This window comes from Microcoleus sp. S36a_B3 (genome assembly GCF_036700745.1).
In the GTDB taxonomy this organism is placed as follows: domain Bacteria; phylum Cyanobacteriota; class Cyanobacteriia; order Cyanobacteriales; family Microcoleaceae; genus Microcoleus.
Genome location: NZ_JAUBPN010000029.1, coordinates 1 through 23929 on the forward strand (window position 1 = coordinate 1; position 23929 = coordinate 23929).

Annotated in this window: 22 protein-coding genes and 1 pseudogene; 7 read left to right on the top strand and 16 right to left on the bottom strand. The window is 45.9% G+C overall.

Annotation, left to right across the window (positions count from 1 at the left end):
* Positions 1-182: 182 nt before the first annotated feature.
* The 9 genes from psbM to QUA01_RS22925 form a co-directional block, all read right to left on the bottom strand.
* A complete protein-coding gene (gene psbM / locus QUA01_RS22885; RefSeq protein WP_193970859.1) occupies positions 183-296 on the bottom strand; it encodes a photosystem II reaction center protein PsbM in 114 nt (37 codons plus the stop codon).
* A gap of 224 nt (positions 297-520) precedes the next feature.
* On the bottom strand, positions 521-817 hold the full coding sequence (locus QUA01_RS22890; RefSeq protein ID WP_194065444.1) for a 2Fe-2S iron-sulfur cluster-binding protein: 297 nt from the start codon (positions 815-817) through the stop codon (positions 521-523).
* A 238-nt stretch (positions 818-1055) separates the two neighbouring features.
* Positions 1056-2951, bottom strand: a complete 1896-nt coding sequence (locus tag QUA01_RS22895; RefSeq protein WP_333092891.1) for a TolC family protein — start codon at positions 2949-2951, stop codon at positions 1056-1058.
* A 139-nt stretch (positions 2952-3090) separates the two neighbouring features.
* Complete coding sequence (locus QUA01_RS22900; protein WP_333092890.1) at positions 3091-4476, bottom strand: TIGR03279 family radical SAM protein; 1386 nt, start codon at positions 4474-4476, stop codon at positions 3091-3093.
* A gap of 239 nt (positions 4477-4715) precedes the next feature.
* Complete coding sequence (locus QUA01_RS22905; RefSeq protein ID WP_194066250.1) at positions 4716-5069, bottom strand: DUF5615 family PIN-like protein; 354 nt, start codon at positions 5067-5069, stop codon at positions 4716-4718.
* Between the two features lie 6 nt (positions 5070-5075).
* A complete protein-coding gene (locus QUA01_RS22910) occupies positions 5076-5408 on the bottom strand; it encodes a DUF433 domain-containing protein (protein ID WP_194066251.1) in 333 nt (110 codons plus the stop codon).
* Between the two features lie 61 nt (positions 5409-5469).
* Positions 5470-5808 carry a hypothetical protein gene (locus tag QUA01_RS22915; protein ID WP_333092889.1) on the bottom strand — a complete coding sequence of 113 codons (339 nt, stop codon included), beginning with the start codon at positions 5806-5808 and terminating at the stop codon, positions 5470-5472.
* Positions 5809-5891: 83 nt separating this feature from the next.
* The gene (locus tag QUA01_RS22920; RefSeq protein ID WP_333092888.1) at positions 5892-6113 is read right to left on the bottom strand and encodes a hypothetical protein; all 222 of its coding nucleotides are present in this window, start codon (positions 6111-6113) and stop codon (positions 5892-5894) included.
* A gap of 27 nt (positions 6114-6140) precedes the next feature.
* The gene (locus QUA01_RS22925) at positions 6141-8699 is read right to left on the bottom strand and encodes a sigma 54-interacting transcriptional regulator (RefSeq protein ID WP_333092887.1); all 2559 of its coding nucleotides are present in this window, start codon (positions 8697-8699) and stop codon (positions 6141-6143) included.
* A gap of 359 nt (positions 8700-9058) precedes the next feature.
* On the opposite strand from QUA01_RS22925, the gene QUA01_RS22930 reads away from it, so the two are divergent.
* Complete coding sequence (locus QUA01_RS22930; protein WP_333092886.1) at positions 9059-9685, top strand: Uma2 family endonuclease; 627 nt, start codon at positions 9059-9061, stop codon at positions 9683-9685.
* Between the two features lie 291 nt (positions 9686-9976).
* Here QUA01_RS22930 and QUA01_RS22935 read toward each other — a convergent pair whose 3' ends face one another.
* Together QUA01_RS22935 and QUA01_RS22940 are read right to left on the bottom strand one after the other, a co-directional pair.
* Positions 9977-10744, bottom strand: a complete 768-nt coding sequence (locus tag QUA01_RS22935; protein ID WP_333092885.1) for a class I SAM-dependent methyltransferase — start codon at positions 10742-10744, stop codon at positions 9977-9979.
* An 80-nt stretch (positions 10745-10824) separates the two neighbouring features.
* Entirely contained in the window at positions 10825-11727 is a 903-nt protein-coding gene (locus QUA01_RS22940) for an undecaprenyl-diphosphate phosphatase (RefSeq protein ID WP_333092884.1), read from the bottom strand.
* Positions 11728-12153: 426 nt separating this feature from the next.
* Between QUA01_RS22940 and QUA01_RS22945 the strand changes: the two genes are divergently transcribed.
* The 4 genes and pseudogenes from QUA01_RS22945 to QUA01_RS22960 all read left to right on the top strand — a co-directional run bounded on the left by QUA01_RS22945 (position 12154) and on the right by QUA01_RS22960 (position 17150).
* Positions 12154-12765 carry a thylakoid membrane photosystem I accumulation factor gene (locus QUA01_RS22945; RefSeq protein ID WP_333092883.1) on the top strand — a complete coding sequence of 204 codons (612 nt, stop codon included), beginning with the start codon at positions 12154-12156 and terminating at the stop codon, positions 12763-12765.
* A gap of 809 nt (positions 12766-13574) precedes the next feature.
* Positions 13575-14819 carry a sensor histidine kinase gene (locus QUA01_RS22950; protein ID WP_333092882.1) on the top strand — a complete coding sequence of 415 codons (1245 nt, stop codon included), beginning with the start codon at positions 13575-13577 and terminating at the stop codon, positions 14817-14819.
* Between the two features lie 394 nt (positions 14820-15213).
* Positions 15214-16644, top strand: a pseudogene (locus QUA01_RS22955) (aldehyde dehydrogenase family protein).
* A 158-nt stretch (positions 16645-16802) separates the two neighbouring features.
* Positions 16803-17150 carry a DUF779 domain-containing protein gene (locus QUA01_RS22960; RefSeq protein WP_333092881.1) on the top strand — a complete coding sequence of 116 codons (348 nt, stop codon included), beginning with the start codon at positions 16803-16805 and terminating at the stop codon, positions 17148-17150.
* A 140-nt stretch (positions 17151-17290) separates the two neighbouring features.
* Here QUA01_RS22960 and QUA01_RS22965 read toward each other — a convergent pair whose 3' ends face one another.
* From QUA01_RS22965 to QUA01_RS22980, 4 genes are all read right to left on the bottom strand, one after another.
* Positions 17291-17758 carry a hypothetical protein gene (locus QUA01_RS22965; RefSeq protein WP_333092880.1) on the bottom strand — a complete coding sequence of 156 codons (468 nt, stop codon included), beginning with the start codon at positions 17756-17758 and terminating at the stop codon, positions 17291-17293.
* Between the two features lie 24 nt (positions 17759-17782).
* Complete coding sequence (locus tag QUA01_RS22970; protein ID WP_333092879.1) at positions 17783-18853, bottom strand: FAD-dependent monooxygenase; 1071 nt, start codon at positions 18851-18853, stop codon at positions 17783-17785.
* Complete coding sequence (locus QUA01_RS22975; protein WP_333092878.1) at positions 18829-18975, bottom strand: hypothetical protein; 147 nt, start codon at positions 18973-18975, stop codon at positions 18829-18831. Before QUA01_RS22975 ends, QUA01_RS22970 begins: the two co-directional genes overlap by 25 nt.
* A gap of 89 nt (positions 18976-19064) precedes the next feature.
* Positions 19065-19616, bottom strand: coding sequence for a DUF2854 domain-containing protein (locus QUA01_RS22980; RefSeq protein ID WP_333092877.1), 552 nt, complete (start codon positions 19614-19616; stop codon positions 19065-19067).
* Positions 19617-19935: 319 nt separating this feature from the next.
* Here QUA01_RS22980 and QUA01_RS22985 point away from each other — a divergent pair, with 319 nt between their 5' ends.
* Both QUA01_RS22985 and QUA01_RS22990 read left to right on the top strand, forming a co-directional pair.
* Entirely contained in the window at positions 19936-20196 is a 261-nt protein-coding gene (locus QUA01_RS22985) for a hypothetical protein (protein WP_194011035.1), read from the top strand.
* Between the two features lie 191 nt (positions 20197-20387).
* A complete protein-coding gene (locus QUA01_RS22990; protein WP_194061315.1) occupies positions 20388-20558 on the top strand; it encodes a hypothetical protein in 171 nt (56 codons plus the stop codon).
* Between the two features lie 350 nt (positions 20559-20908).
* Here QUA01_RS22990 and ppk1 read toward each other — a convergent pair whose 3' ends face one another.
* Entirely contained in the window at positions 20909-23089 is a 2181-nt protein-coding gene (gene ppk1, locus QUA01_RS22995; protein WP_333092876.1) for a polyphosphate kinase 1, read from the bottom strand.
* Positions 23090-23929 lie beyond the last annotated feature (840 nt).

Here is a 23929-nt window from a genome sequence, read left to right on the forward strand (position 1 = left end):
GAACTTATATTAACCAAGCTTGAATATATCGATCGCTCCTGTGATTGGTTTGCGATCGATTATTCAGCAAACCCTAATTAAATTTTCGTTCCCAAACAGTTCACAAAAAAAGCGCCCCAGAAAAAAACTGTTGGCGCTTTTTTTGACTACTAGCTTTTGCCAGACAAAAATAGCAGCAATTGCTATTCTTTTCCACCTTGACGGCTAGCCGTTTGAATGTACAGAATGATGAGAAAAACGCTGGGAACCAATACAAACAGAATGGTTGCCACAAAACCTAAATCATTAACTTCCATGAAGACCCCCGCCTCTATCAAAAAATAGGAAAACACACACTACTAGGATACCACTCAAAGGCCAAAGGAAAACTCGAAGACAGAAGGAGCCTCGGAGCCTCGGAGCCTCGGAGAACCCGAGAACCCGAGAACCCCAGAAGTCTACAGCTTCTTCCCTCTTCCGCCTTCCCTCTTCCGTCTTCCTCCTTCCTTCTTCCTCTTCCCTAGAACTTGGCAAACCCTAGCTACGGCTTAGTCTTCACGCTCACCGGGCCGTTGACCGTAGTTTGACAAGCCAACCGATAGTTTTCGGGCTTTTTCTTGAGCTTGCGGTTCTCAAAATCAGTACGGGGCGAGAGGTTTTCACTTCCCTCGACAATTTCCACAATGCAGGTGCCGCATTGACCGTAGCCCCCGCAATTCATCATCTTTCCCGAAAACGTGTACAAGTCGATGCGGTTTTCTAGAGCTTTGAGCCTCAAATTGGCTCCATCTGCTGCGATGACTTCCTGATTTTCCTTCACAAACTTGATATTGGCCATTACCGATTCCTTAACGCAGTTGACATGGAGCTCTCTAACCAAATATTAACTAATGTGTCGAACGTTTCATACCCGATGTCTCATCCTTTGCGATTAAAGGTCGATCGCCCCAACCCAACCCAAGCCAACCCAACCCAATCTCATAGCATTTGAGATTTGAGATTTGAAAATTGGGAATGACCGATCGGATATGGGTTTGGAGTTGACCTACAGTGGCATTTTTTGGGGCAAACTCCTATCAAGGAGCATCCGAGAGGTTATTACTGGGAAGATTGCTCACAGCCCGCTGGAGAGACGAAAGCCCCAGGTTGTAGGTGACAATTGCCGACAATCGGTTTCTCTCAGCCCTAGTCAAATCAGTTTCCGCCTGAATCACATCCGTCTGAGTACCCACGCCAGCTTGAAACCGCAGTCTCGCCAGACGCAGAGCTTCCCTCGACTGCAAAACCCCCGCCTCAGAAGTTTCGATGTTCTCAAAACTCGACTCCAAGCCAAAATACGCTTGTTCCACTTCCCGGCGCACTTGGTTGCGGAGTTGGTCAAATCGACTTTCGGCGATCGCAATATCAGCATCCCGCTGTTTGATCCTCGACCTCACCGCACCCCCATCAAAGATATTCCAAGTCAGATTCGCTTGCAGCGCATAGCCGCTTCCCCAGCCGCGAGTAGAAAACGGGTCTGGATTGTCAGAAGTTACCCCCTGGAAGTTGTAGGAACCGCTGACACTGACTTGAGGCAGTCCCCCCGCCCGAATCGATCGCCTTTGCTGCTTGCTGATATCCCTCTGTACCAACTGCTGTTCCAACTCAGGGCGATTCTTAATAGCCTGCACGATACTCTCTTCCAAAGACAGCCGCCAAGAGCCAGCTTGCTCCACCGGGTCAGCCGCCGTCAAGTTTGCCGACTGGCTGATATTCAAAAGCTCAGCCAGCCGGCGCTGGGCCACTCGCTGGTCGCGGCGGGCCACCGAGAGTTGCTGCTGTTCGTTAGCCAAATTTGCCTGAGCTTGCAACACCGCAAACCTGGTTCCTACCCCGGCCCGTTCCAAAGCTTCAGCATCCCGCAAACTTTGCTGGGCATTTCTCACAGAAGCTTGGCGGATAGCAACTTGTCCGTCGGAGTTTTGCAAATTGTAGTAAGCCTCAGCAGTGTCGAAGCGGAGTTGCTCGGCTTGGCGCTCCAAATCGAGTTCCCGAAAGCGCAACTGTTCCCTAGCCGCGCGGATGTTAGCATTGCGGCGGCCGAAAATGTCGAGGTCGTAGCTCAACTGCAAACTGTTGTTGAGACTGGTGCTGCCGAAATTGTCGAACTCGGGAGAATTCGCCGGCAGTTGTTGGTTGGCCGGCAAAGTCTCATTGCGGCGTAGCCGGGACTGCACCCCAATCTGTCCGCTGGCGCTGACTTGGCGGCTCGCGTTCATTTGAAAAGTCAAGTCTGGAAATAAAGCAGCTTGTTGTTCGCGCACGGCCGATCGACTTTGTTCGAGTTGTTTCTCGGCGATTTGCAAAGTTTGACTGTTGCGGCGGGCGAGGTCTATAGCCTGCTGCAAGGTAATTGACTCTGTTTGCTCGATCCTGACATCCTCGGGCTTTGTCGGAAACAGCAGCGGATTCGGGTTGGGTTCTAGGGAAGCCGGAGGGTTGGTTTCTAAAATGCCCTTCGGGGTGACTGGGGGGAAACTTTCGATGGGAGTGCCGCGGGGAGTTAGTGCTGGCAAATTGGGTGCCGGAACACTGTTTGGGCCGCTCGGAATTGGCTGCTGAGAGACTGTATTTGCGGGCGTTCCAGACTGCGCCTTCTGTGCAGACTGAGTTGCAGGGGAAGCCGGAGCAGCCTGTTGGGGCTTTGATGCTTGCTCGGGCTTGGTTGGCTCAGTTGCTGCGATATTTGCTTCCCCTTGCCGATCCGCCTCGGAGGTTGGGGGGTTAAGGGCGATCGATTCTTCGGGCTCTGATGCTGGTTCTGACGCTGTGTTTGAGGTCGATCGAATATTCGGGCCTAATTCGAGCTGATTTAAGCTGGCAGAGCTGTCGAGAGATTGAGCCGGGGGCTGGGCCGAAGCAGTTTGTGCGGCGTTGCTGAAAGTAATTGCAGCGCCCACTCCGACCACGACGATTTGACGAAAAACACGCATAATTTTTTAATTACTGCAATTCTAGAGACAATTTTAGAGCAAGATTGAGTTCTCAATTTTCGAGTCTGTAGCCGGGACTAAACATTTACAAGTCACAATTACCTACTCATCTTAAACTTTTGAATGCTTGATTCAAAATTTAGAATTGAACTTCAGCAGTTGCCAGACCGATCGCCCCTGAGATTAGTTCCTCTACTCCGCTCACCGGCAAAATCCGGGTTTTCAGCGAGCTAGCTAGCTGTTCTACGGTCATGTCATCGAGAAAACGAGGTTCACCCTGTTTTAGCATAACCGAAGGCAGCAAGATGCCATCTCCCAAGTCTCGCCCCTGCAAAGCTTCCAGCAAATCTTGCCCGGTGAGCAAACCCGTGACGGTGATAGTTTGTCCCCAGTAGCGGCTGGAGAGTGCGGCCATGTTGACCGACAAGCCGGGAATTTGGTTTAGTTGTTGTACGATCGGCCCAAAAGCCTTTTCAACAGCATTCCCCACCACCCAAACCAACTGGCGCGGCCCAATAACCGGCAGCGGTTGCAGCTTAGCAAAAGCCGCTTCAAACTGCCCAATAAACTGGCGGATAGAACCCACACCATTACCAATTTGGGGATAATCTTCATAATCAGCCGCCGACGGCAAATCCAAACCCGCGATTAAAAACCATTCATCAGCCAGCCAAATACAGCCAGATTTTGAATTCTTTTTCTTGGCTTTTACGCGGCCTTTCCCCTGACTCAAAACCCCTTGAATTTGATGCACTTGCGCGATAACTTCCCGCGCTTTTTCGGCAGTTACAGCAATCAATTCATCTTCTGCAGGGCGAAACCGAGTTAAACCCACCGGCACTACAGCCACCGATGCCACAGCCGGGATATTTCCGGTATGAAACTTTGCCAAATCTAACAAAGTGCGTTCCAAATGTTCGCCATCATTAATCCCCGGACAAACCACAACTTGAGCGTGAATTTGCAAGCGGCGCTCTTGAAACCATTTAATTTGCTCTAAAATTTTCCCCGCCCTGAAATTTTTCAGCAACCGAATTCGCACGTCCGGTTCAGTAGCGTGCACAGAGACGTAGAGAGGAGAAAGCCGCATTTGTTCGATTCGTTTCCACTCTTTTTCAGTCAGATTGGTGAGAGTGAGATAGCTGCCGTAAAGAAAACTAAGTCGGTAGTCATCATCTTTGAGATAGAGAGTTTCCCGCTTTCCCGGAGGTTGCTGGTCGATAAAGCAAAAAGGGCAGCGATTGTTGCACTGAATTAGTCCGTCGAAGAGGGCAGTTTCAAATTCAACGCCCAAGTCTTCGTCATACTCTTTTTCTATTTCTAATTTGTGAGTTTTGCCCTTAGCATCTAAAACTTCTAGTTCCAGAAATTCGTCGGCGCACAGAAATTGATAGTCGATTAAATCGCGGGGTTTTTGGCCGTTGACAGCGACGATGGAATCTCCAGCATCAAATCCCATTTCTGCTGCGATGCTGTCGGGAATAACTTTGGTAATTCTGGCGGGTTTGGTTGAGGATTCGCTCATAAGTTCGCGCTTGCATTTTCAAGTTTGATAAATTGCTATTCAAAAATTAATTTTCTATTTTAATCAAGTCTCAACTCATATCATAATTTATACCATTTGTCAAGCAGGATGCCTAGTAAAAAATATGTGTTTGTGAAGTGCGATCGACCCACAATCCACAAGCTTTCAAATGATTTATTGTATTTATTAAGTCACATTAAATCTGTATCATTAATTGAATTATGACAATTTTATGGCAGTTAGCGTAAAGGTAAAAATCGCACTTGTCCTTCCCATTCTCCTTCCAGACTGCACTCAGAAATCAGCAAAATTTCCTCAATCGCCAAACCCACTGCAACACGGCGGCTGACTTCAAATAACCCTGGCATCGCCAAACCAGCTTCGATTCTATCGTAGGCAAAGTTTGTCATGGTTGCTACATCATGAGTTAGTACAACCCGCCCTTGCAGCGCAGCCCATTCTAAGACTGTTGGATCGTCTGCTTCTCTGAGTCCTATATCTTGAACGCGGACAATCTCAACATCGGGATTCCGCCGCAAAACACCCCGAACAATTTGATTGTTAAAGTTTTCATCAGCCAATAATCGCAGCATATAAAACTACCCTTTTTGGTTGCGTCTTGCTAATAAGCGATCGCGTATTCCAACTGGGTTAAAACGCTTTTCTGCTTCCTGCTGAACTTCTGCGGCAAGACGTTGACGTTCCATCAGATAAGCATCAACTTCGGATTGGTGTCGCAAGTAGTAGCCGATCGCAAAATAAATATCCGAAAGTTCAAGAGACGGGTACTGTTCCCGGATTTCTTCTGCTGTGGCTCCTTCTAGAAAAGCTGTAAGGACTGTATCTAAGGTGACTCTGGTTGTGCTAATGCGGATGACACCGTTTGCATCAGCCACAAGCGGAATTGGTTCAGCCGTAGGAACGAGTAGCATTTTGAGATTGAGGGCGGTGTGAATTTTCTATCTTCAGCATAGCCGATCGACACTCCCGGCTCTAATATATTTTTTCTGCACATCCTCCTGCAATCTGCACCTGAAAAGTTATTCCCGATCGCATTGGCTGCCATCCGAGTTGCACCGCTTGCCGTATCCATTGTGCTACATCAGAGGGTCTTACTGGCATAAATGTACAGTTAGTTGTTGGATTCCAACCTTGAGAATGAGCTCTATCGGTGATAATAACTAACACCGATCCCGATCTATCAGCGTGTTCGACAGCAACATGAAGATTTCCCGATTCTGCTTGCATATTAGCAGCTTGTCTTCGGATTAGCCAGACGAAAGGTTCCCCATCTACAATAATTTTTCTTGTTCCTTTTTTCGGTATTGACATAGTTTGCTTCCAGCCAGTTTACTCATGGGATTATAACGAAAAGACTAAAGCATCTGATTCTTCAGAAGTTGTGCTAAACCCTCCTAAAGTTGAGAAAGGGGTAATGTTTGTCCAGTCATGGCTTGCTGCCAAGATTGGCGAAAGCTGAGGCGTGAAAAATCTGTATCTTCCTCTGTTATTGCAGCTTGAGTTTCCAGAGAATGGGTGCGTTGGATAATACCGGATAGTGTTTTAAGTAGTTCAAGTTGTTCTGTCAATGACAGTGACTGAGCAAGATCGATCGCTTGTTGAAGTTGTGAATTCATAGTAAATCCTCCTGGTTTTATTTTACATTAGTTACCCACGATCGCATACCACAAACTCACCATCAGGCACAAACTCGCTAAATGCTGAGGAATCAAAGATTTAATCGATCGCTTAGCAATTTTTTGAGTCACAAATATCGTCACCAACAATGAGACAATCAAAGTAAAACCTTGCAAAAAGCTAATCACCGCTGGATCTCCTACAAAACTAGGCAAATCATCTCTAATTTGTCCGAAAGTGGCAAAAGTTACCGGAATCAATCGCCCGCCTTCCTGCAAACCCAATCGCCAATAGTGAGCTAAACTACCGCCCCAGACTAGGGGTAGATATCCATAGGCAAGAAAGACAAATGAGAGAGGTTTATAGGTTGTAAATGGGATAGTTTTTGCTTGTCCCAATCGGTAAATTGCCTGCATGACGGCATAAGCTACTAACGGAATCAGCGGCGGGATAATTAACACCGCAAGCGACATTCCTAAGTGAGGTAAAAATTGCTCTAAATTGATGCCCAACCCCAACAAACTATCGATTTCCGGTAAGCGATGGAGATAGATACCGCCTAATAATAGAAATAACAAGGCAACTTCATAACTGTGAGGAACATGGGTTGTCCATAATTCGATTCCCGGAGGGCGCACATTTAATTCTACCGATCGATGGGGACAAGCTTTTAAGCAAGTCATGCACAAGACGCAATCTTTATTATCAGTTAATTGGGCCGGATGGGAATAAATTGGACATCCATTAGTGGTTAATCCTTCCCCCAAGCCCGGGCCGCCTTTATAGCATTGGTAGGTGGTGCATTCCGCCGCGCAGGTTCCTTGTTGGGCGCGCAATTCGATGATTGAAAGTTTAGCAAATAATCCATTCATCCCTCCGATGGGGCATAAATATCGACACCAAAGCCGCCTTTCAAAAATCAGCGAAAAAATTACCGCGCCCGCCGTAATTAGCAATAACAAACAACTGGATAAATAGGCAGTGTTTTCTAAATTCCACAACTCTTCCCAGAGAAAGATTAGGGTAAATAGTCCGAATAGAAACCAACCACCCCATTTTTCAGCTAATTGGCGCGGCCATTTTTTGAGAGTTCGCGGGAAAAATTTTAGCGATAGTTTTTGGACGATTTCTCCATAAATCATAAATGGGCAAAAGGCACACCACAATCGCCCGACTAGGGGGAATAATAATAACATCAACGGCCACCACCAGGCCCAGAAAATGTTCAGAGCAAAATTATGCTCCCTATCTTGGGGGGCAACAAATAGAATAATTACTACTAATGCAAATACCCAACTTGTAAACCAATAATTTACGCGATCGGGATACCAATCACTCCGCAAAAATTGCCTAAATTTAGGATAGATATTTAATAAATTCAGGCGAAATCTTTGTTTTTTTGCCGCTTGGGCCCAAAATACTTCTTCGGTTAGTACCTGACTTCCCTGGGCTTGAACTAAAGCGCGATCGACCATTCCCTGCAATTCCTGCAAATTACCGGGGAAATCGTAGGCTTGCAAGCGGCGAATTGCTTCTGGTGTGACTTGGGGCTTGACTAATTTCTTTTTGCGACCAATGATATTGAGATAATAGTTGACTTGTGCTTCTAAATCTGTTTTTCGCACCCGCAAGGATGGGACTTTAATCTTGTGTTGTGTCAGCTTATCTAGCTTGGGCTGCACAATTTCTGAGATTAAAATAATGCGGGCATTAGTAGAACGCGGTGGCGGTGGTATTTGTCCTTCTTTGACTACTAATGTATAGGTTCCTTCGGTTAATAGTTGCTGAATTTGGGGGCATAATTGAGCTGGTAATTCTTGCACGTCATTGAAAATTAACGTCCCTTCGCCCAACCATTCCAACAATCCTGGTTTGCCGCCCAAACGCCCGAATAATTCTGCTCCATTAGCCTGCAGCAAGGCACTTTTGATCTGAATAACTGGCTCGTTGCGGCGGTGGGAACCGAAATGAATTAAAGCTGCTAAATTATCTTTTTCTAAACCCGGTTCGCCAGAGATTAATACCGATCGATTGTCACTCGATGCTGTGCGAATTTGTTGGCGCAATTTCACTGCATAACGGCTATTTCCAATTACTCCGCGTTTCGCCCTTGGTACTAGATAGCTGCGGAGGGCGTTTTGACGCTCTCTTTCGTAGGCGATTTCTGATTCTAGCTGCTCTAATTTCGCGGCCAAGCGTTGAGCGTAGGCTTCGGTGATGCGTGGATATCTTTCTAGCAAACTGCGCCAGCGCGAGGCACTAATTACCCAAAATTGACATTCTGTACGGGCAATAATTCGACTATCTGCCGGTTGCGATCGTTGGAGGGCGGATAAATTGACGATCGCCCCCGGTAACAAACTACTCCCCCACATTAAACCGGGTTGTTTGCGCCGGTAGCGATCGGCTTGTCCTCTTTCTAGGATGTAGAGATTGGTGACGGGCGTATCTTCGATTACCACTCGAAATCCCGGGGGAAAAGTTGCCATTTCCATTTCCAGCGCGATCGCCTGTAAAATCTCGCGGGATAATATGCCTAATTCGGTGTTGGATTCGAGCCAGTTAACTAATTTTTCGGTAGACATCGCTTAGCCTCGGCGAAAATAGAATCGTAGTATGGATAATAAATTTGATTCTGGTCAGAAACCTGGAAATAATTATATTGTTTTTTGATATTGTTTGTTAAATTCCTTGAATGTATCGGTGAGAGGGGAGGAGGACACTCTTCGCTTTTCGCTTTTAGACCTCGATCTAATGATTAGACTTGTTGGAATTTAACAGAGAAAATCGCTGAAAAGTTTGTCACCATTAAGTTTCAGGCACTTCGAGACAATAACCGCTAAAAGGCTTGCTAGGCTTTTGACTTCAGAGTTTTTTGAATTTATAACCCAACCAGTCTATTTGTTCTGGTAGACTGAAGGCATTGATTGGGCTAAGTTGACTTATGACCATTGCGATCGACCAACCAATACAACAGAAGCCACTCAGCTTTGACGAGTTTCTCGATCGTTATGGTGGCGATAACCGCTATGAACTGATCGATGGAGAGGTGTTTGATTTGGAACCCACAGGCCCGCATGAAGAAGTTGCAGCCTTCATTACCACAAAAATCTGTGTTCAGATCGACGGAATAGGTTTGCCTTGGTTTGTCCTTCAGCGGGGACTATTGCGCCCTTCTAATAGTAGTATGACAGCATTTCGACCTGACATTGCAGTTGTCAATCGAGAGGAACTTCCCAAAGAACTGCTTTGGTCTGAACAGTCGATCCTGACTTTAGGTAGTTCGATTAAATTTGTGGCTGAAGTTGTGAGTAGCAACTGGCAAAACGATTATGCCCGTAAGGTTGAAGACTATGCGGCTTTAGGCATCCCCGAATATTGGATTGCAGACTACGCAGGATTGGGGGGTACTCGACACATAGGGAAACCCAAACAGCCTACCCTCTCGATCTGTACTCTAGTGGATGGAGAGTATGAAATTCAGAAGCTTCGAGGCAATCAGGCGATCGTTTCTCCAACTTTTCCAGGGTTGAAACTGACGGCGGAAAAAGTATTGAGGGCTGGTGGGTGATCGCCTGTAAAATCTCGCGGGATAATATGCCTAATTCGGTGTTTGATTCGAGCCAGTTAACTAATTTTTCGGTAGACATCGCTTAGCCTCGGCGAAAATAGAATTGTGCAGCTTGGTGTAGGAGAAATTATTTAATTTTAATTGATTTTTGCCACCAGTAGGAGCATCTCAGTTTTGCATTTATAGTGCGATCGTCCCCGCTCGCATATTGTACCACTCGCGAGCGGGGACGCTCTCACTACAAAAAAAATCTTTTTGCCAAACTGAGATGCTCCCTTTACTTGTTAACTATCACTTTGCTTTTTCCCCCACAATCACAGCGATGGGAACCGCATAATGAATTGCATCGCCTCGCAAATGTGCGCCAATTCCCAGACTGTCAACACCAATATCATCTCTAAAAATTTGTCGCAGCTTATCGTCATCGCCGGGGTTTGGGAAAGAAGCAGCTAACTGCTGTTCTAGCTCTAATTCTACCTTATAAAATGCCAACTTAACATTTTGAATATTGGCATCCGCGACTAATTTAGGCAACTCTTCCAGAGTCAAGGCGCGAGTATGAGATGGATCGCGCAGCTTTTCAATATAGTTGTAAGCATCAACTTTTTCCGGTGGCATTGCCACGTCAGCAATCAAAATGCGATCGCCCGCCCGACACACCCGAACCATCTCCGACAGCACAACATCCGGCCGTAAAAAATGATGAAAAGCGTAACGACTCAGCACAATGGAAAAACTATCATCGGGAAACGGTAACGTCTCGATATCGCCTTGCAACCACGAGAGATTAGTCAAATTTTTTTGCTCGGTCAAAATCTGGGCTTGTTCTAGCATTGCTGGTGTTAAATCGATGCCAGTAACGTGATGGGAAACTGCCGCAAAAGCACAAGCAACAATACCGGGGCCGCAAGCAACATCTAGAACTGTATCCTTGTCAGATACGTTGGCCATTTTTATCAATAAATCCAGAGATTCTTGATTTGTATGGCCGTATAAGTTGGAGAATGGCACAGCCTGACGGGTGAATTGGTCGATGATGGATTTTTGATGTGCGCTCATAGTTTAATTCTGTCCTTGTTTGCTGCTATTTTGTAGGGCAGGAGCGGCTAAAATCGCTCCTGCTAAGCTTATTTCACCTATTAACTATTTCTCAATGCTCCACCTGCAAGCGCGGTCAAGATAGCCACGCCAAAGGCCAGCCGATACCACACAAATACCCACGTATTCTGAGTTTGCAGGAACTTCATCAGCCACGCGATAGACAAATAGGAAAACACAAAGGCCGAAATCGTTCCCACTATCAAAGCCACAAGTCCAGCACTGTCGATTCCTGAACTCAAAGCACCCTTCAATTCCACTAATCCAGCCAGAGTAATTGCCGGAATTCCTAATAGAAAAGAAAACCGCGCGGCGGCGGCCCTTTCCAGTCCCATAAACAATCCTGCTGTTAGGGTAGAACCCGATCGCGAACACCCCGGAATCAATGCCATTGCTTGACCTAACCCCATCAAAATCCCATCTTGGACGGTTAATTTTTCATAAGTGCGATCGCGCGTGCCAATTTTTTCGGCTATTGCTAACAGCAGCGACATGAAAATCGAAGCAATGGCGATGCTTGCCAAACTCCTCAGCGGCGATTTGTCAAAATTTGGAACAAATATCTTGATTAGCAGCCCAAAAAAGACTATAGGTATTGTTCCCAAAGCAATCCCCAATGCCATTTTAAACTCTTGCGATTTGTAGTCGCGCTGCACCACAGCGTTGACTGCACCCAGAGTTATATTTGTCAAGTCTTTCCAGAAATACCAAAGCACGGCGACAATGCTGCCTAACTGAATCACAGCAGTATAAACAACCCCCGGATCGCCCCATCCCAGGGCGATCGGCACTACCTTCAAATGAGCGCTGCTACTAATTGGTAAAAACTCCGTTAATCCCTGTACAATTCCTAAAACAATCGTCTGCACCAAATTGAGTGGAGCGGGCCCGCCAACATCAGCAGCGGGCGTTTGGGCGAGGAATGCGTCAAGCAAAGCTATCATTAGTTGTCTGTTTCTAGTTATCAGTTGAATTGGACATTTTGCACTATTTTCAGAAGCTAGAAGTCAAGCCCACAACAAATAATTTTTCTTGTGGTGCGGAAACTTCCAGCCCTCCGCTGAAAAGCCCAAATAGCGATATTTTGTCAGTTGAATCGCCTTGTCTGTAGGGTAGCATCTCAGTTTTGAATTTGTTGTTTTGTCGCCCCCTAGGGAGAATATACGATACTCGATCGGGGGGATGGTACTATAACAACATACTTTTTGCATTAATTGAGATCCGGGCGGTCGATCGCAACAACAAGCAAATTATCATAGTCTATTCCCAACTACTTTAACCTACTCAGGAACATTTGCATACATTTGCTGATAAACTTAAAAAAGTTTTTGTTTTTGATGAAGCCAGCTTACAGCAACTGCCAACAACCTATGATATTTTCTGCATCCAAAAAATTAACTGTTAATGCTGATTCTGGCATCCGCTTGCTGCGGCGAATCTTGTCAGCCAGTATTTTAACAGTGGCGATCGCCTTTAACTTGATACTGTTCGCCGGCACACCGCCAGCCTTCGCAAGTCTCACGGACGATCGCTTCGACGGCACTATCTATGCCCTCTACGCCGGCAACGGTTCCCTAGTTCCTCCTAAAGTCAAGCTTACAGATTCTTTCAAACGCAACAAACCGGCATTGTTAGTGTTTTACACAGACGACAGCAGCGACAGCAAGCAATACGCGATCGTCGTTTCTCAACTCCAGGAATTTTACGGCCGCGAGGCAGATTTTATGCCGATAAGCGTTGACTCTTTGTCTCCGCAACCGTCACCAGAACTCACCGAACCCGGTCATTATTACGAAGGTTTTGTACCTCAAACCGTCATTTTAGACCAATCTGGAAAAGTAGTTTTTAACGAGAAAGGACAAATACCGTTTGAACAAGTAGACGATGCCTTTCGGAAAGTATTCGACTTGCTGCCCCGAGAAAAATCCCTCCCGTTGAAACGCCGTGTAGTGAACGAACTCAACGTCGAATTGTCGAAGTAATATCTAATTGCCGACTGCTAATTGTTGCTGCAATTTTAAATGATTCCAGAAAGATATTTTTCGGTGTCATACTGGTGTAAGGTGCGCTGCATCGCAGCCAGAAAAACCGGGTTAATTTATTCTCCTTAAAGCTATAGCCAGGCCGGGTTTTACTGAACCAAAATCTTATAGTGAAAGTCGTCGGGAGCATCGGGTGTTTTGCGTGTAATTATAGTGCTGTCCCCGCTCGCGAGGATATACTTGCGATCGGGCTACTCGCACTATAATAAAAAAATGCTTTGTACAAAAATGAGATGCTCCCAAGTCGTCGGCGGCTGACTATAAATCAGTATTTTAGTCGGCGACTGACCACTTTCGCTTGCAGACAGGAAATTTATTCCCTGGCGGGTTTAGTAAGAATTAATTAGCCCTGCCTAGAGAAAGTTTGGCTGAGAGCATCTGGTGTTTTGCATTGATATATAATAGTGCGAGCGTCCTCGCTCGCTTATTGTACTCGCTTATTGCAATGCAGGAGATGCTCCCGTCTTCCCCGTCTCAAACGCTTGGTTTAAAGTTTCTTTTTCCGCTGGTAATTTTGCAGTAAAGTTACGCTTTTATTATAATAAAAAAGCTGGCTGGCGGTGATGGTGACTCTCGGCTGGGGTTTGGTAACTGTGGTGACAATATTATATTAATGAAAAGTTAGGAGCTGTTAAAAAACAAGTAGAAGTGAATTTAAAAAAAGAAGCGTAAGCTAAGAATCCAATGTGATTAAACGCTGTGCAATTCTGGTGGCTGTATCCTAAAGAATAAGTTGTGGAGATGGTGTTATGGCAAAGATTTTGACGATCGCGGATGCTGCGACTTTTGAAGTCGTGCAAGAGTTACTGGAGAGGGAGGGACATCAAGTGAGAGTCGCCCTCGACGGTAAGGATGGTTTAGATTTGGCGAGGGAATTCTCCCCGGATGCGATCGTTTGCGACGGGAATTCGCCTCAAATCAACTGGTTGGAGATGTGCCGGTTGGTGAAAGCCGAGCGAGAATTGGCGGCTACTTATTTTGTGCTGCTGACAACACCACAGCAATTTGCAGAAGTTCAAGAATTGGAGGGGCTGATTGACGATTTCCTGTTTAAACCGATAGTTAAGCAGGAATTGTTGGGGCGGGTACGCGCGGGGAAGCGAGCGCGGGATTTGAGGCTGGAGTTGGATTGCACTCAGCAAAAATTGCAACTGTCTGGCGAGCGAATGCTGCAAACTGAAAAAATGTCTAGTTTAGGGGAATTGGTATCTGGTATCGCCCACGATATTAACAACCCCATTACTTTTATTTACAGCAATCTCACTCACGTCCAAACTTACGCTACCGATTTAATAGAACTGCTGCGATTGTATCAAAAATACCTAGTCAATCCCGACTCGGAGATTCTGCAAAAACAGCAAGATATGGATGTAGAATTTGTACTCGACGATTTATTAAAAATTGTGAGTTCCATGCGAACCGGGAGCGATCGCATCCGGCAAATTATCTTATCGGTACAGGATTTTTCCCGCAGTGATCGCTCTGGCTGGCAGTTATTTGATATTTCCGACGGTTTAGAAAACACTCTGTTATTGTTGCAGCACCGCTTACCGGCCCGCGAGGGGAGGCGGGATATCAAGGTGATAAAGCAATACGGAAATCTGCCGCAAATTGAGTGTTACGCAGGTCAGCTCAATCACGCTTTTCTGAATATTATCAATTACACGATCGATACTTTAGAAGAGTCTAGTCAAGAGCTGGGGGAGTCGGAATCGGTCAAATTTAAGCCGATGATTGTGATTGGCACTAAGGTGATAGATACTCAGCGGATTGCTATTGAAATTGCTGATAACGACATGGCAACTAGCCCAAATATTGCCGCGCAAATTTCTGATTCATTTTTGATAACAAAACCTATAGAAGACAGCAGCATATTGGGACTTGCTGCCAGCTATCGGATAATTGTAGAGCAGCATAAAGGAGAGTTGAAGTATGTTTTTGAACCTGGGAAAGGTACTAAATTTACGATAGAGATTCCGCTCAGGCACACTTAATTAATAGTTGCTGTCTCAAATTGGGTAACTGGGGAATTATGCTCTCAAAGCTGTCTCGTTCGCGAGTATAATCATCTCCGGTTGGTCGATCGCAATTAATAAGGTTCGTAGTGCGGACTTTAGTCCGTACTAAGTCCCACAGGTTATGGGTTAGACTGGGAAATCCACAAAATACTTTAATCTTAAATACTTTCATAATGTAAAATTATGTATAGTAAATGAGCGAAGTTATAAAAAATAGACGATAGCTGATATTTAAGAGATTTAAAACCTTCGCAAAAATAAGTTTAAATCAGGTAATAAAATGGTAGTAGCAGCACCTTTTCAATCCGGCAATCAGTCGATTTTTCAAGCTCGTTACGACAACTTTATCGGCGGTAAGTGGGTAGCGGCGATGAAAGGAAAATACTCGGAAAACCTTTCTCCAATTACAGGAAAATCAATTTGTCAAATCCCCCGATCGAGCGCCGAGGATGTAGAATTGGCACTGGATGCCGCCCACAGCGCAAAAGACAAGTGGGGTAAGACTTCCCCAGCAGACAGGGCGCGGGTGTTGCACAAAATAGCCGATCGCATGGAAGAAAACCTCGATCGCCTCGCCATCGCCGAAACCTGGGACAACGGTAAACCAATTCGCGAAACCCGCCTAGCAGACATCCCGCTGGCGATCGACCATTTCCGCTACTTCGCAAGCTGCATCCGAACTCAAGAAGGGTCGATCGGCGAACTCGACGGAACCACCGTCGCCTACCACTTCCACGAACCCCTAGGCGTCATCGGACAAATCATCCCCTGAAACTTCCCCATCCTAATGGCCGCCTGGAAACTCGCCCCAGCCCTCGCCGCCGGCAACTGCGTAGTCCTCAAACCAGCCGGGCCCACCCCCGCCTCAATCTTGGTACTGATGGAAATCATCGCCGACTTAGTACCGGATGGCACAATCAACGTCGTCAACGGGCCCGGTGCCGAAATCGGCAAAACCCTCGCCACCAGCCCCCGGATTGCCAAAGTAGCCTTCACCGGCGAAACAACTACGGGCCGGCTGATTATGCAGTACGCTTCCCAAAACGTGATCCCCGTAACACTAGAATTAGGCGGCAAATCCCCCAACATTTTCTTTGAAGATGTCTGCGCCCAAGACGACGAATTCCTCGACAAAGCAGTCGAAGGATTTGTGATGTTTGCTTTCAACCAAGGCGAAGTTTGCACCTGTCCTTCGCGGGCGTTAATTCAGGAGTCAATATACGATCGATTCATGGAAAGGGCGATCGATCGCATCCGCCAAATCAAACAAGACAACCCCTTAGATCCGACAACCGCCCTAGGCGCGCAAGTCTCCACCAACCAGATGGAAAAAATCGCCGAATACGTCAAAATCGGACACGCCGAAGGCGCAGAATGTCTGATAGGTGGCGAAAGAAACATCCTATCCGGCGACTTGCAATAAGGCTATTACTTCCAGCCGACAGTCTTCAAAGGAAACAACAAAATGCGAATTTTCCAAGAAGAAATCTTCGGCCCAGTATTAGCAGTCACCACCTTCAAAGACGAAGCCGAAGCATTGGAAATTGCCAACGATACTCTCTACGGTTTAGGTGCAGGAGTTTGGACTCGCGACATCAACACCGCCTACCGCATGGGCCGCGCCGTTCAAGCAGGCCGCGTGTGGACAAACTGCTATCATTTGTATCCCGCCCACGCAGCCTTCGGCAGCTACAAATCATCTGGAATCGGCCGCGAAAATCACAAAATGATGTTGGATCATTACCAACAAACTAAGAATTTGTTAGTCAGCTACAGCCCGAAAGCTTTAGGTTTTTTCTAAAGTTTTAGTCATTGGGAAGGAAAAAGGAAGAAGAACAAACTTCAATGATTCGTCAACTCCTTCTTTCTCTCTTTCCTCTCCTTCTCTGCGCCCTCTGCGGTTAATAAAAAAAAATCTCATTCACAAACAAAATAAAACTGCCATAAAAACCGGATAAAATGGAAACCATCCCAAAAGTCACCGCAACAGAAGCCGCTTTAAAATTAATCAACTATCTCAAAACTCAACACGGAGAATTGATGTTTCACCAATCCGGCGGCTGCTGCGACGGTAGTTCGCCCATGTGCTTTCCCGATGGGGAATTGATAATCGGTGATGGTGACGTATTGCTGGGCGAAATAGGCGGTTGTCCTTTTTATATTGCAGCGCAGCAATACAAATATTGGAAACACACGCAGTTAATTATAGACGTAGCATCCGGGCCCGGAGGCAGCGATTTTTCCCTGGAAGGGCCGGATGGAGAGCGTTTTATTACTCGTTCTCGCTTGTTTGTTAATGCTGATTGACTTTGTTTAGTTTGATTTTTGCACTATAGCAATTTTATTTGCAATGAACCGCAGAGGGCGCAGAGAGCGCAGAGAAAGAGGAAAGAGAGAAATAATATTTCTATTGAGAAGTTGGGCGTTTTTTGCTGTGTTTAATTTGTTTAGGGCAAACGTATTTCTTCAATAAAGGAGATACCATCAAAAATGCCATTTTTAAAGGCTTGAGTGCTGCGAACTCGCTGATTTTCGCTGAGTAATGTCATTGTTTCAACGAAGGTTATCAGTTCGTTATCTTGGGTTTTAGTTGCCCGAAAGCAAACGGTTTCTTGGCCCGCATCCCACGCAATTGCTGCAAAATCAGAATAACTGCTAGAAGACAGTTTCAAAATCAGATTTTCAAACTCTCCTTGAAAATTAAGCTGGAGGCGAGAACCGTCTGAGTATTGGTAATTATTAATTTGTCGGTAGTGACTTCCTTCAATCGTTACGGTAAAATTTCCGAAGAAGCTGCGAGAAAAATGTCCGCGAGTATCGGTTTTAATGTACTCGCCTTGCCAAGTGCCAATGTGACGTGTGAAAATTTCCGGTACTTTTTCTAAATCAGGAGGGTAAGATATATTTTCTGACATCGGGATTGCTCCTATTTGCTATTTCTAGCGGCGACCTATTTTTAGACTCATTTCACGGCTAGTACGTTGATATTCGTGGACAATCGGTAATCTTTCGGTTTGGAATTTTTCGAGCGTTTCGGGAATATTCGCACTCTCTGCGAGATGTTTGGTTAAATACAAACCATCTTCCCAACCAGAAGTCATTCCTCTAGCGCGTGTGGAACTTTTGGCGTGGGCCGCATCTCCTATTAAGATAACACGACCATCATAGATTTTTGGTAGGGGGTCAATGTCATAGGAAAAACGACAGACAATATTTTCGACTGGGGTTGATTCAATCAGTTTTCGCGCGTCGTCTGGGAGTTTTGCTAGTTCTTCGGGAGGAATGGTAATATTATTAGGTTGCAGCTTCCCCATTTCGGATTCTGTGCGCTCTTTTTCAATAAAGAAACCCCAATGAGTGCGACCTCCACCAATGTGAAAGAAGTTGGCATAAATTCCCCTACCGCGTACATACACAAAAAAGTTTCCTTCGGGACAGAAGCTATTATCTTCGACTATTCCTCGCCAAACGATATCGCCTAAATAGAATAGTTCTACGTTGGGAACTATAAATTGACGAACTTTTGAGACGATTCCATCGGCACCAATTAACAGGTCGCCTTCCCATTTAGTGCCGTCTTTAAAGTGGGCGATCGCACTGTGCTCGGTTTGGGCGATCGATGCTAATTCCGCATTAAAATGAATAGTGTCAGGCGGTAACTCGTCGAGGAGTGCTTCTAGAATAGCTTTGCGGTGTACCAGCATTCCTGGGAGTTCATTTTCTTCGTAGGTGACGGGTTCGGAATTGATGACACCGCCCCGCAGGTTGCGAAACTCGAATACTTTGACTCGATCGCCTGAGTTAATAATTTTCTGGCTAATTTGAGGGTTTCCTTGATGCAGCGCTTCCATACCTGCTTGTACGATCAGGATACCGCAGCCATCGGTGCGCGGATGGGGTGCTTTTTCAAACAAATCAACCTGAAACCCTTGTTGAATCAGCAGAATTGCCAGATAAGCTCCTGATGTTCCTGCGCCGATAATACCTATCCTACTCTGGGACGAAACCATTTGTGCTTCTCCTGATTTAAGATTGCCGATCGCTTCTCCACCATTATTGTAGTTAAGGAAAATCCAATTTGGTCGATCGCCCCTTTGCCGATCGAGCTTTTGCTGATAGCGACAGGTTTCAAGCTGCCGCTAAATTGAGTATCTGGGCCGATGCAGGATTAATTATTAATTGCTGACTTCAAAATTTTCGCCTTCAAAACTTAAGCATACTTTAAGCTTCAGTATTTTTAATTAAAGCCAATTCAATTTTTTCATCAGGCTTTTGAGTGACTTTTGCATCCAAACCCGGGCCAAAGAATTTAGCTATTTTTTCTTGCTTTTCTTCCCAAACTTCGATCGGTATCAGCGGCGAATAAAACTCTAGAATTAACCCGTAAGCACCATCCACATCTACTTCCCGCAACCCTTGGAGGACAGGCCGTTCCTCGTCTGTCGGGGCCAGCCCCAAGCGCTCCAGAGCATCATCTAAGTGCGCGGGTTGGCCGTAGCGAAATCGGGTGATATCTTTGCGGACTTGGTTTTGAGTCTCCGTGGCTTGACTTTCTCGCAGAAGGAGAACTTCGCCAGAGGTGGGTTCGGTGAACTCGGCTGGTTCGAGTTCGGCTGCTTTCAGCGCCAATCCTCCCAACAACAGCGGAATTCCATAAAAAAAGCCGGCTAGATTTAGGGTAGGTTTGTCGGTGAAGTAGGCATAGAACCCGACTACTGCTAGGATACCGCCCACAACTAAGGCTAGGCTTGCTAAAGAAGTTTTACGTAACATATTCGTGAGGTAAGTAGTCCGACAGAAACAAGATACTTTAATTATTATCGGGCAAAAAGTATGGAAAAAATTTAGTTTTTTTGCCAAAACACCTGCGAAAACTGCTAGCGTCAATAAGGGCGGGAGGGCTGTGCACGCACAATCTTGTCTCTCGTCGCCAAAACTTATCCCGCTTTCCCCAGCGGCCTTGCGACTGGTAAATATCCGTGTAAATTGTGTGGCGCGGGTTCCAGAAGGCAATCGAGATCGGCAGTATCATTAAAGTATAGAGATTTGAACTCGCGATCGACCATCTTGCCCTTTCAACCAATTTTCGGACATGATCAAAGACGAAGACAGAAAAACTGCGGTAACAAACAAGTCGGTTCTAGAGCAGATTAACTCGCTCAAACGCGAAGATGAAAGGCTTTATAATATCTTAGCGATCGATGTCTGGGCCCTAGCCAAGACGATGGACGAATATCAACCGGGATTTTGGTCGGCTTTTATGAAAAATCGCGAGAAAGCTCTGAAGCGATTTTTAACTGAAGTGATGAAAAATAAACCCGCAGATTCTAAACGTCCGCCTTTTCTGCGTTGAAGTTTAGCTAATTTTTTGAGGTACAATCAAAATATAACACAGATTCAAAAACCCCGATCGCGTTCGTCACTTACAATATAAAAAACAGTGAAGGACGAACTCAGAAATCTATGTCGGCGAATTAAAAATTCTCGTCTGTTCGCAGGGGGAATGTCAAATATTTTTGTTAATAGTAGCAAAGGCGAAAAACAATGGATGCACAGACAATTAAAGAGCGCGTAGCAGAAATCGAAATCAAGCGGGAATCTCTCGTGCGGCTGTTAGACCGATCGGACTTGGGAGCTCTGAGAATCGATGTCAGTCAGGCGATCGAGGAAATTGACGATTTGTTAGAAGAATTTAAGCGTACTTTTAACAGTTAAGCAGTCAATAGTCATTAGTCATTAGTCATTAGTCATTAGTTGTTAGTTGTTGGTTGTTAGTTGTTAGTTGTTAGTCAACAGTCAACAGTCATCAGTCATTAGTCATTAGTTGTTAGCTAAGCGGCAGCGCATTTAATTTTTATAGTTATGTTAGTAAAAATTTTGTGGCCCCCAGAACCCGCCATGACATTGAAAATTAAATGCACAATAGCTTAGGTAACAAGAACAGACAACTGCTAACTGCAAATTTTACTAACAACTAACAACTAACAACTAACAACTAACAACTAACCACTAACCACTAACAACTAACCACTAACAACTAACCACTAACAACTAACCACTAACAACTAATTCATCGCCATATCCATCAAAATCTGTTGGGAACTAACCTCCGGGTTATTAGCAGGCGGCCGCCGCTGAGAATAGTGTCCCCCAGGCTGCAAATCCCAGGCTTGACGGTTATCCGCCAACATCACACCCAAAATTTCTTGTAACTCCATCACTATAGTCGGATCTTCCACTTGGACGATCGCCTCAACCCGTCTTGTAAGATTGCGCTGCATCCAGTCAGCAGAACCAATATACACCTCTTCGTCGCCACCGTTGAAAAAATAAAACATCCGCGAATGCTCTAAAAAGCGGCCGATAATACTGATAACCTTGATATTTTCGCTAACACCCTCAACGCCCGGACGCAAACAGCAAATCCCCCGCACAATCAAATCAATTTTAACTCCCGCTTGCGAAGCTTCGTACAAAGCAACAATGATTTGAGGGTCAACTAAAGCATTCATTTTAGCAACAATCCGGCCGCAGCTACCCATGCCGCTATCACCATTCGACCGACAGAATTCTGCCTCGCGGCGGATTAATGCTAAAAATCGATCGCGCATATTGACCGGCGCAACCAACAATTTTCGATAAGATATCTGCCGCGAATAACCGGTTAAATAATTAAACAAGTCCGTCAAATCCGCACCCAAATCTTCGCGACAACTCAACAAACCCACATCAGTATACAGTCCAGCCGTTTTCGGGTTGTAATTTCCCGTGCCGATGTGGACGTAGCGACGAATAAATCCGTCCTCGCGGCGCACTACCATCACAATCTTGGTGTGGGTTTTTAGTCCCACCAAACCGTAAACAACGTGCACTCCAGCTTGTTCTAACTTGCGAGCCCAATTAATATTATTTTCTTCGTCAAACCGGGCTTTAAGCTCGACTAAAACGGCTACCTGCTTGCCGTTTTCCGCTGCTTCAATTAAGGCACTGACGATCGGCGAATCACCAGAAGTGCGGTATAAAGTCATCTTAATGGCTAACACGGAGCGATCGTGCGCCGCCTCAGTAATAAACCGCTGCACCGTCGCCGCAAACGAGTGATAGGGATGGTGCAGCATCACATCTCCCTGGCGGATAGTCGTGAAAATATCCTCACCATCCTCAACATCCAACATCGATTTGCCTAAAACTGGCGATTGCGAATTCCGCAAGCGCGGCGGCACCACCGGAGTCCACGGGGGGTCTTTCAGTTCCGGCACCGGCAGCCCGACAAAAGACATCAAATCCTTGAGGCCTAGCAGCCCCTCTACGACGTAAACATCCTGCTCCCCGAGATCCAACTCATCCTTCAACATATCTCGCACAGCAGGCGGCATAACCGCTTGAATTTCCAGGCGCACCGCAGAACCTGTAAACCGACGCTTGCGGAGTTCCTGTTCTATAGCCAGCAGCAAATCCTCCGCCTCATCTTCCTCCACAGTCAAATCAGCATTGCGAGTAATGCGGAACGGGTGATATTCCTGAATGTCCATCCCCGGAAACAAAGCCTCTAAATTGTGCGCGATTACCTGTTCTAGAGGTACCCCCGTCCACACAGGAGACTTGCCTTTTTGCTGCCATTGCAAATCCCCCGGTAGCTGCAAAAATCGAGGCAAAACCTGCGGTACTTTGACGCGGGCAAACAATTCCTCCTGGGTGTTCGGGTCTCTGACAACAACTGCTAAATTGAGGCTGAGATTGGAAAGGAAAGGGAATGGGTGGCTGGGGTCAACTGCTAAGGGTGTGAGTACGGGAAATACTTGTTCTTGGAAGTAGCGGTGCAAGTAATTGCGCTGTTCTTGATTGAGGTCGATGTAGTCGAGAATGTGGATGCCGTTTGCTACTAATTTCGGCCGCAGGGTTTGGTCAAAATAGGCGTGTTGTTGTGTAACCATCGGCAACAAGCGCTTGTAGATGCCATCTAGCTGTTCTTGGGGCTTGCTGCCATCGGAGGTCAATTTGCTGACTTTTGCTTCTACTTGCTGCTTGAGTGCCGCCACGCGCACCATAAAATATTCGTCTAGGTTTGAGCTAAAAATAGCGAGAAATTTGAGTCTTTCTAGGAGGGGCGTGCGGGGGTCTAGGGCTTCGTGGAGCACGCGGTTGTTGAATTCCAGCCAGCTTTGTTCTCGGTTGAAGTAGTATTGCGGGTCACTGAGGTTGATTTCGGTGTAGGTTTTGGTGGTGGTCTTTTTGGGCTTGGACATGGTTTGGGAGTCTTGGGGGAGGCGAGCGTGATGGCTTTGGTGAATTAATATTGTAGGTTAAAGAATTTGTTCGTATCTGTTTTTGCTCGATCGCACTTAGGCATTGCACAACCCGAAAATCCGCCAGAGATTTCAACCCCTACCGGACTTTCGGAGTGCCGAAACCCCCAAAATCACGCACCAATCCCCCCAATCCCATCCTGCACCGCCTGCAACAAATCTTCTCCATCCACCGCCAAATTTGTTAGCCGCAATTCCAGCGGTATATCGGTAATTAAATCAATGTGCAGTTTTTGCAGCCGGTTTTTGAGCTGCAGAATTAATCCCTTGAATTCCGTGGCGTTGCGGATTGCGGGGATGTCTGGCTCTGCGGAGAAAATTGTTTGATATAGTTGGGTACAGAGTTCTATTAATTATTCTAGATACTCATAATTTACACCTACTAATCGCTGCATTTCTTGGTTGTTTTTTTTTAAGTTCATTTAATAGACCTCTCATCTCCTCGCGGTCAAAACAACTAAGGATCGAAAACTTAATAACTTCAGCAACTCCTACAGTCCTCTCTCCCGTAAATTGCAAGATCGAAGGAGGCTCTTCATCGCCCCATAACAATTACCAGGAAGGGTTTAGTAACGAGCAATCACTTAAATTATTAAATTCTCATTCCTAAATTTATAGTATTTGACTACAACAATTTTCTAGTTTTGAGAAATAAATCTAAGAATTAAACAACTATGGTGCGCTGCACCATACATGATTTTTACATTTTCCTCTTCCTTATTCCTGATATAACCTTTCTCAAAAAAGTGAGGTATGCCCTATGCCCGGTTTTGCCTATGC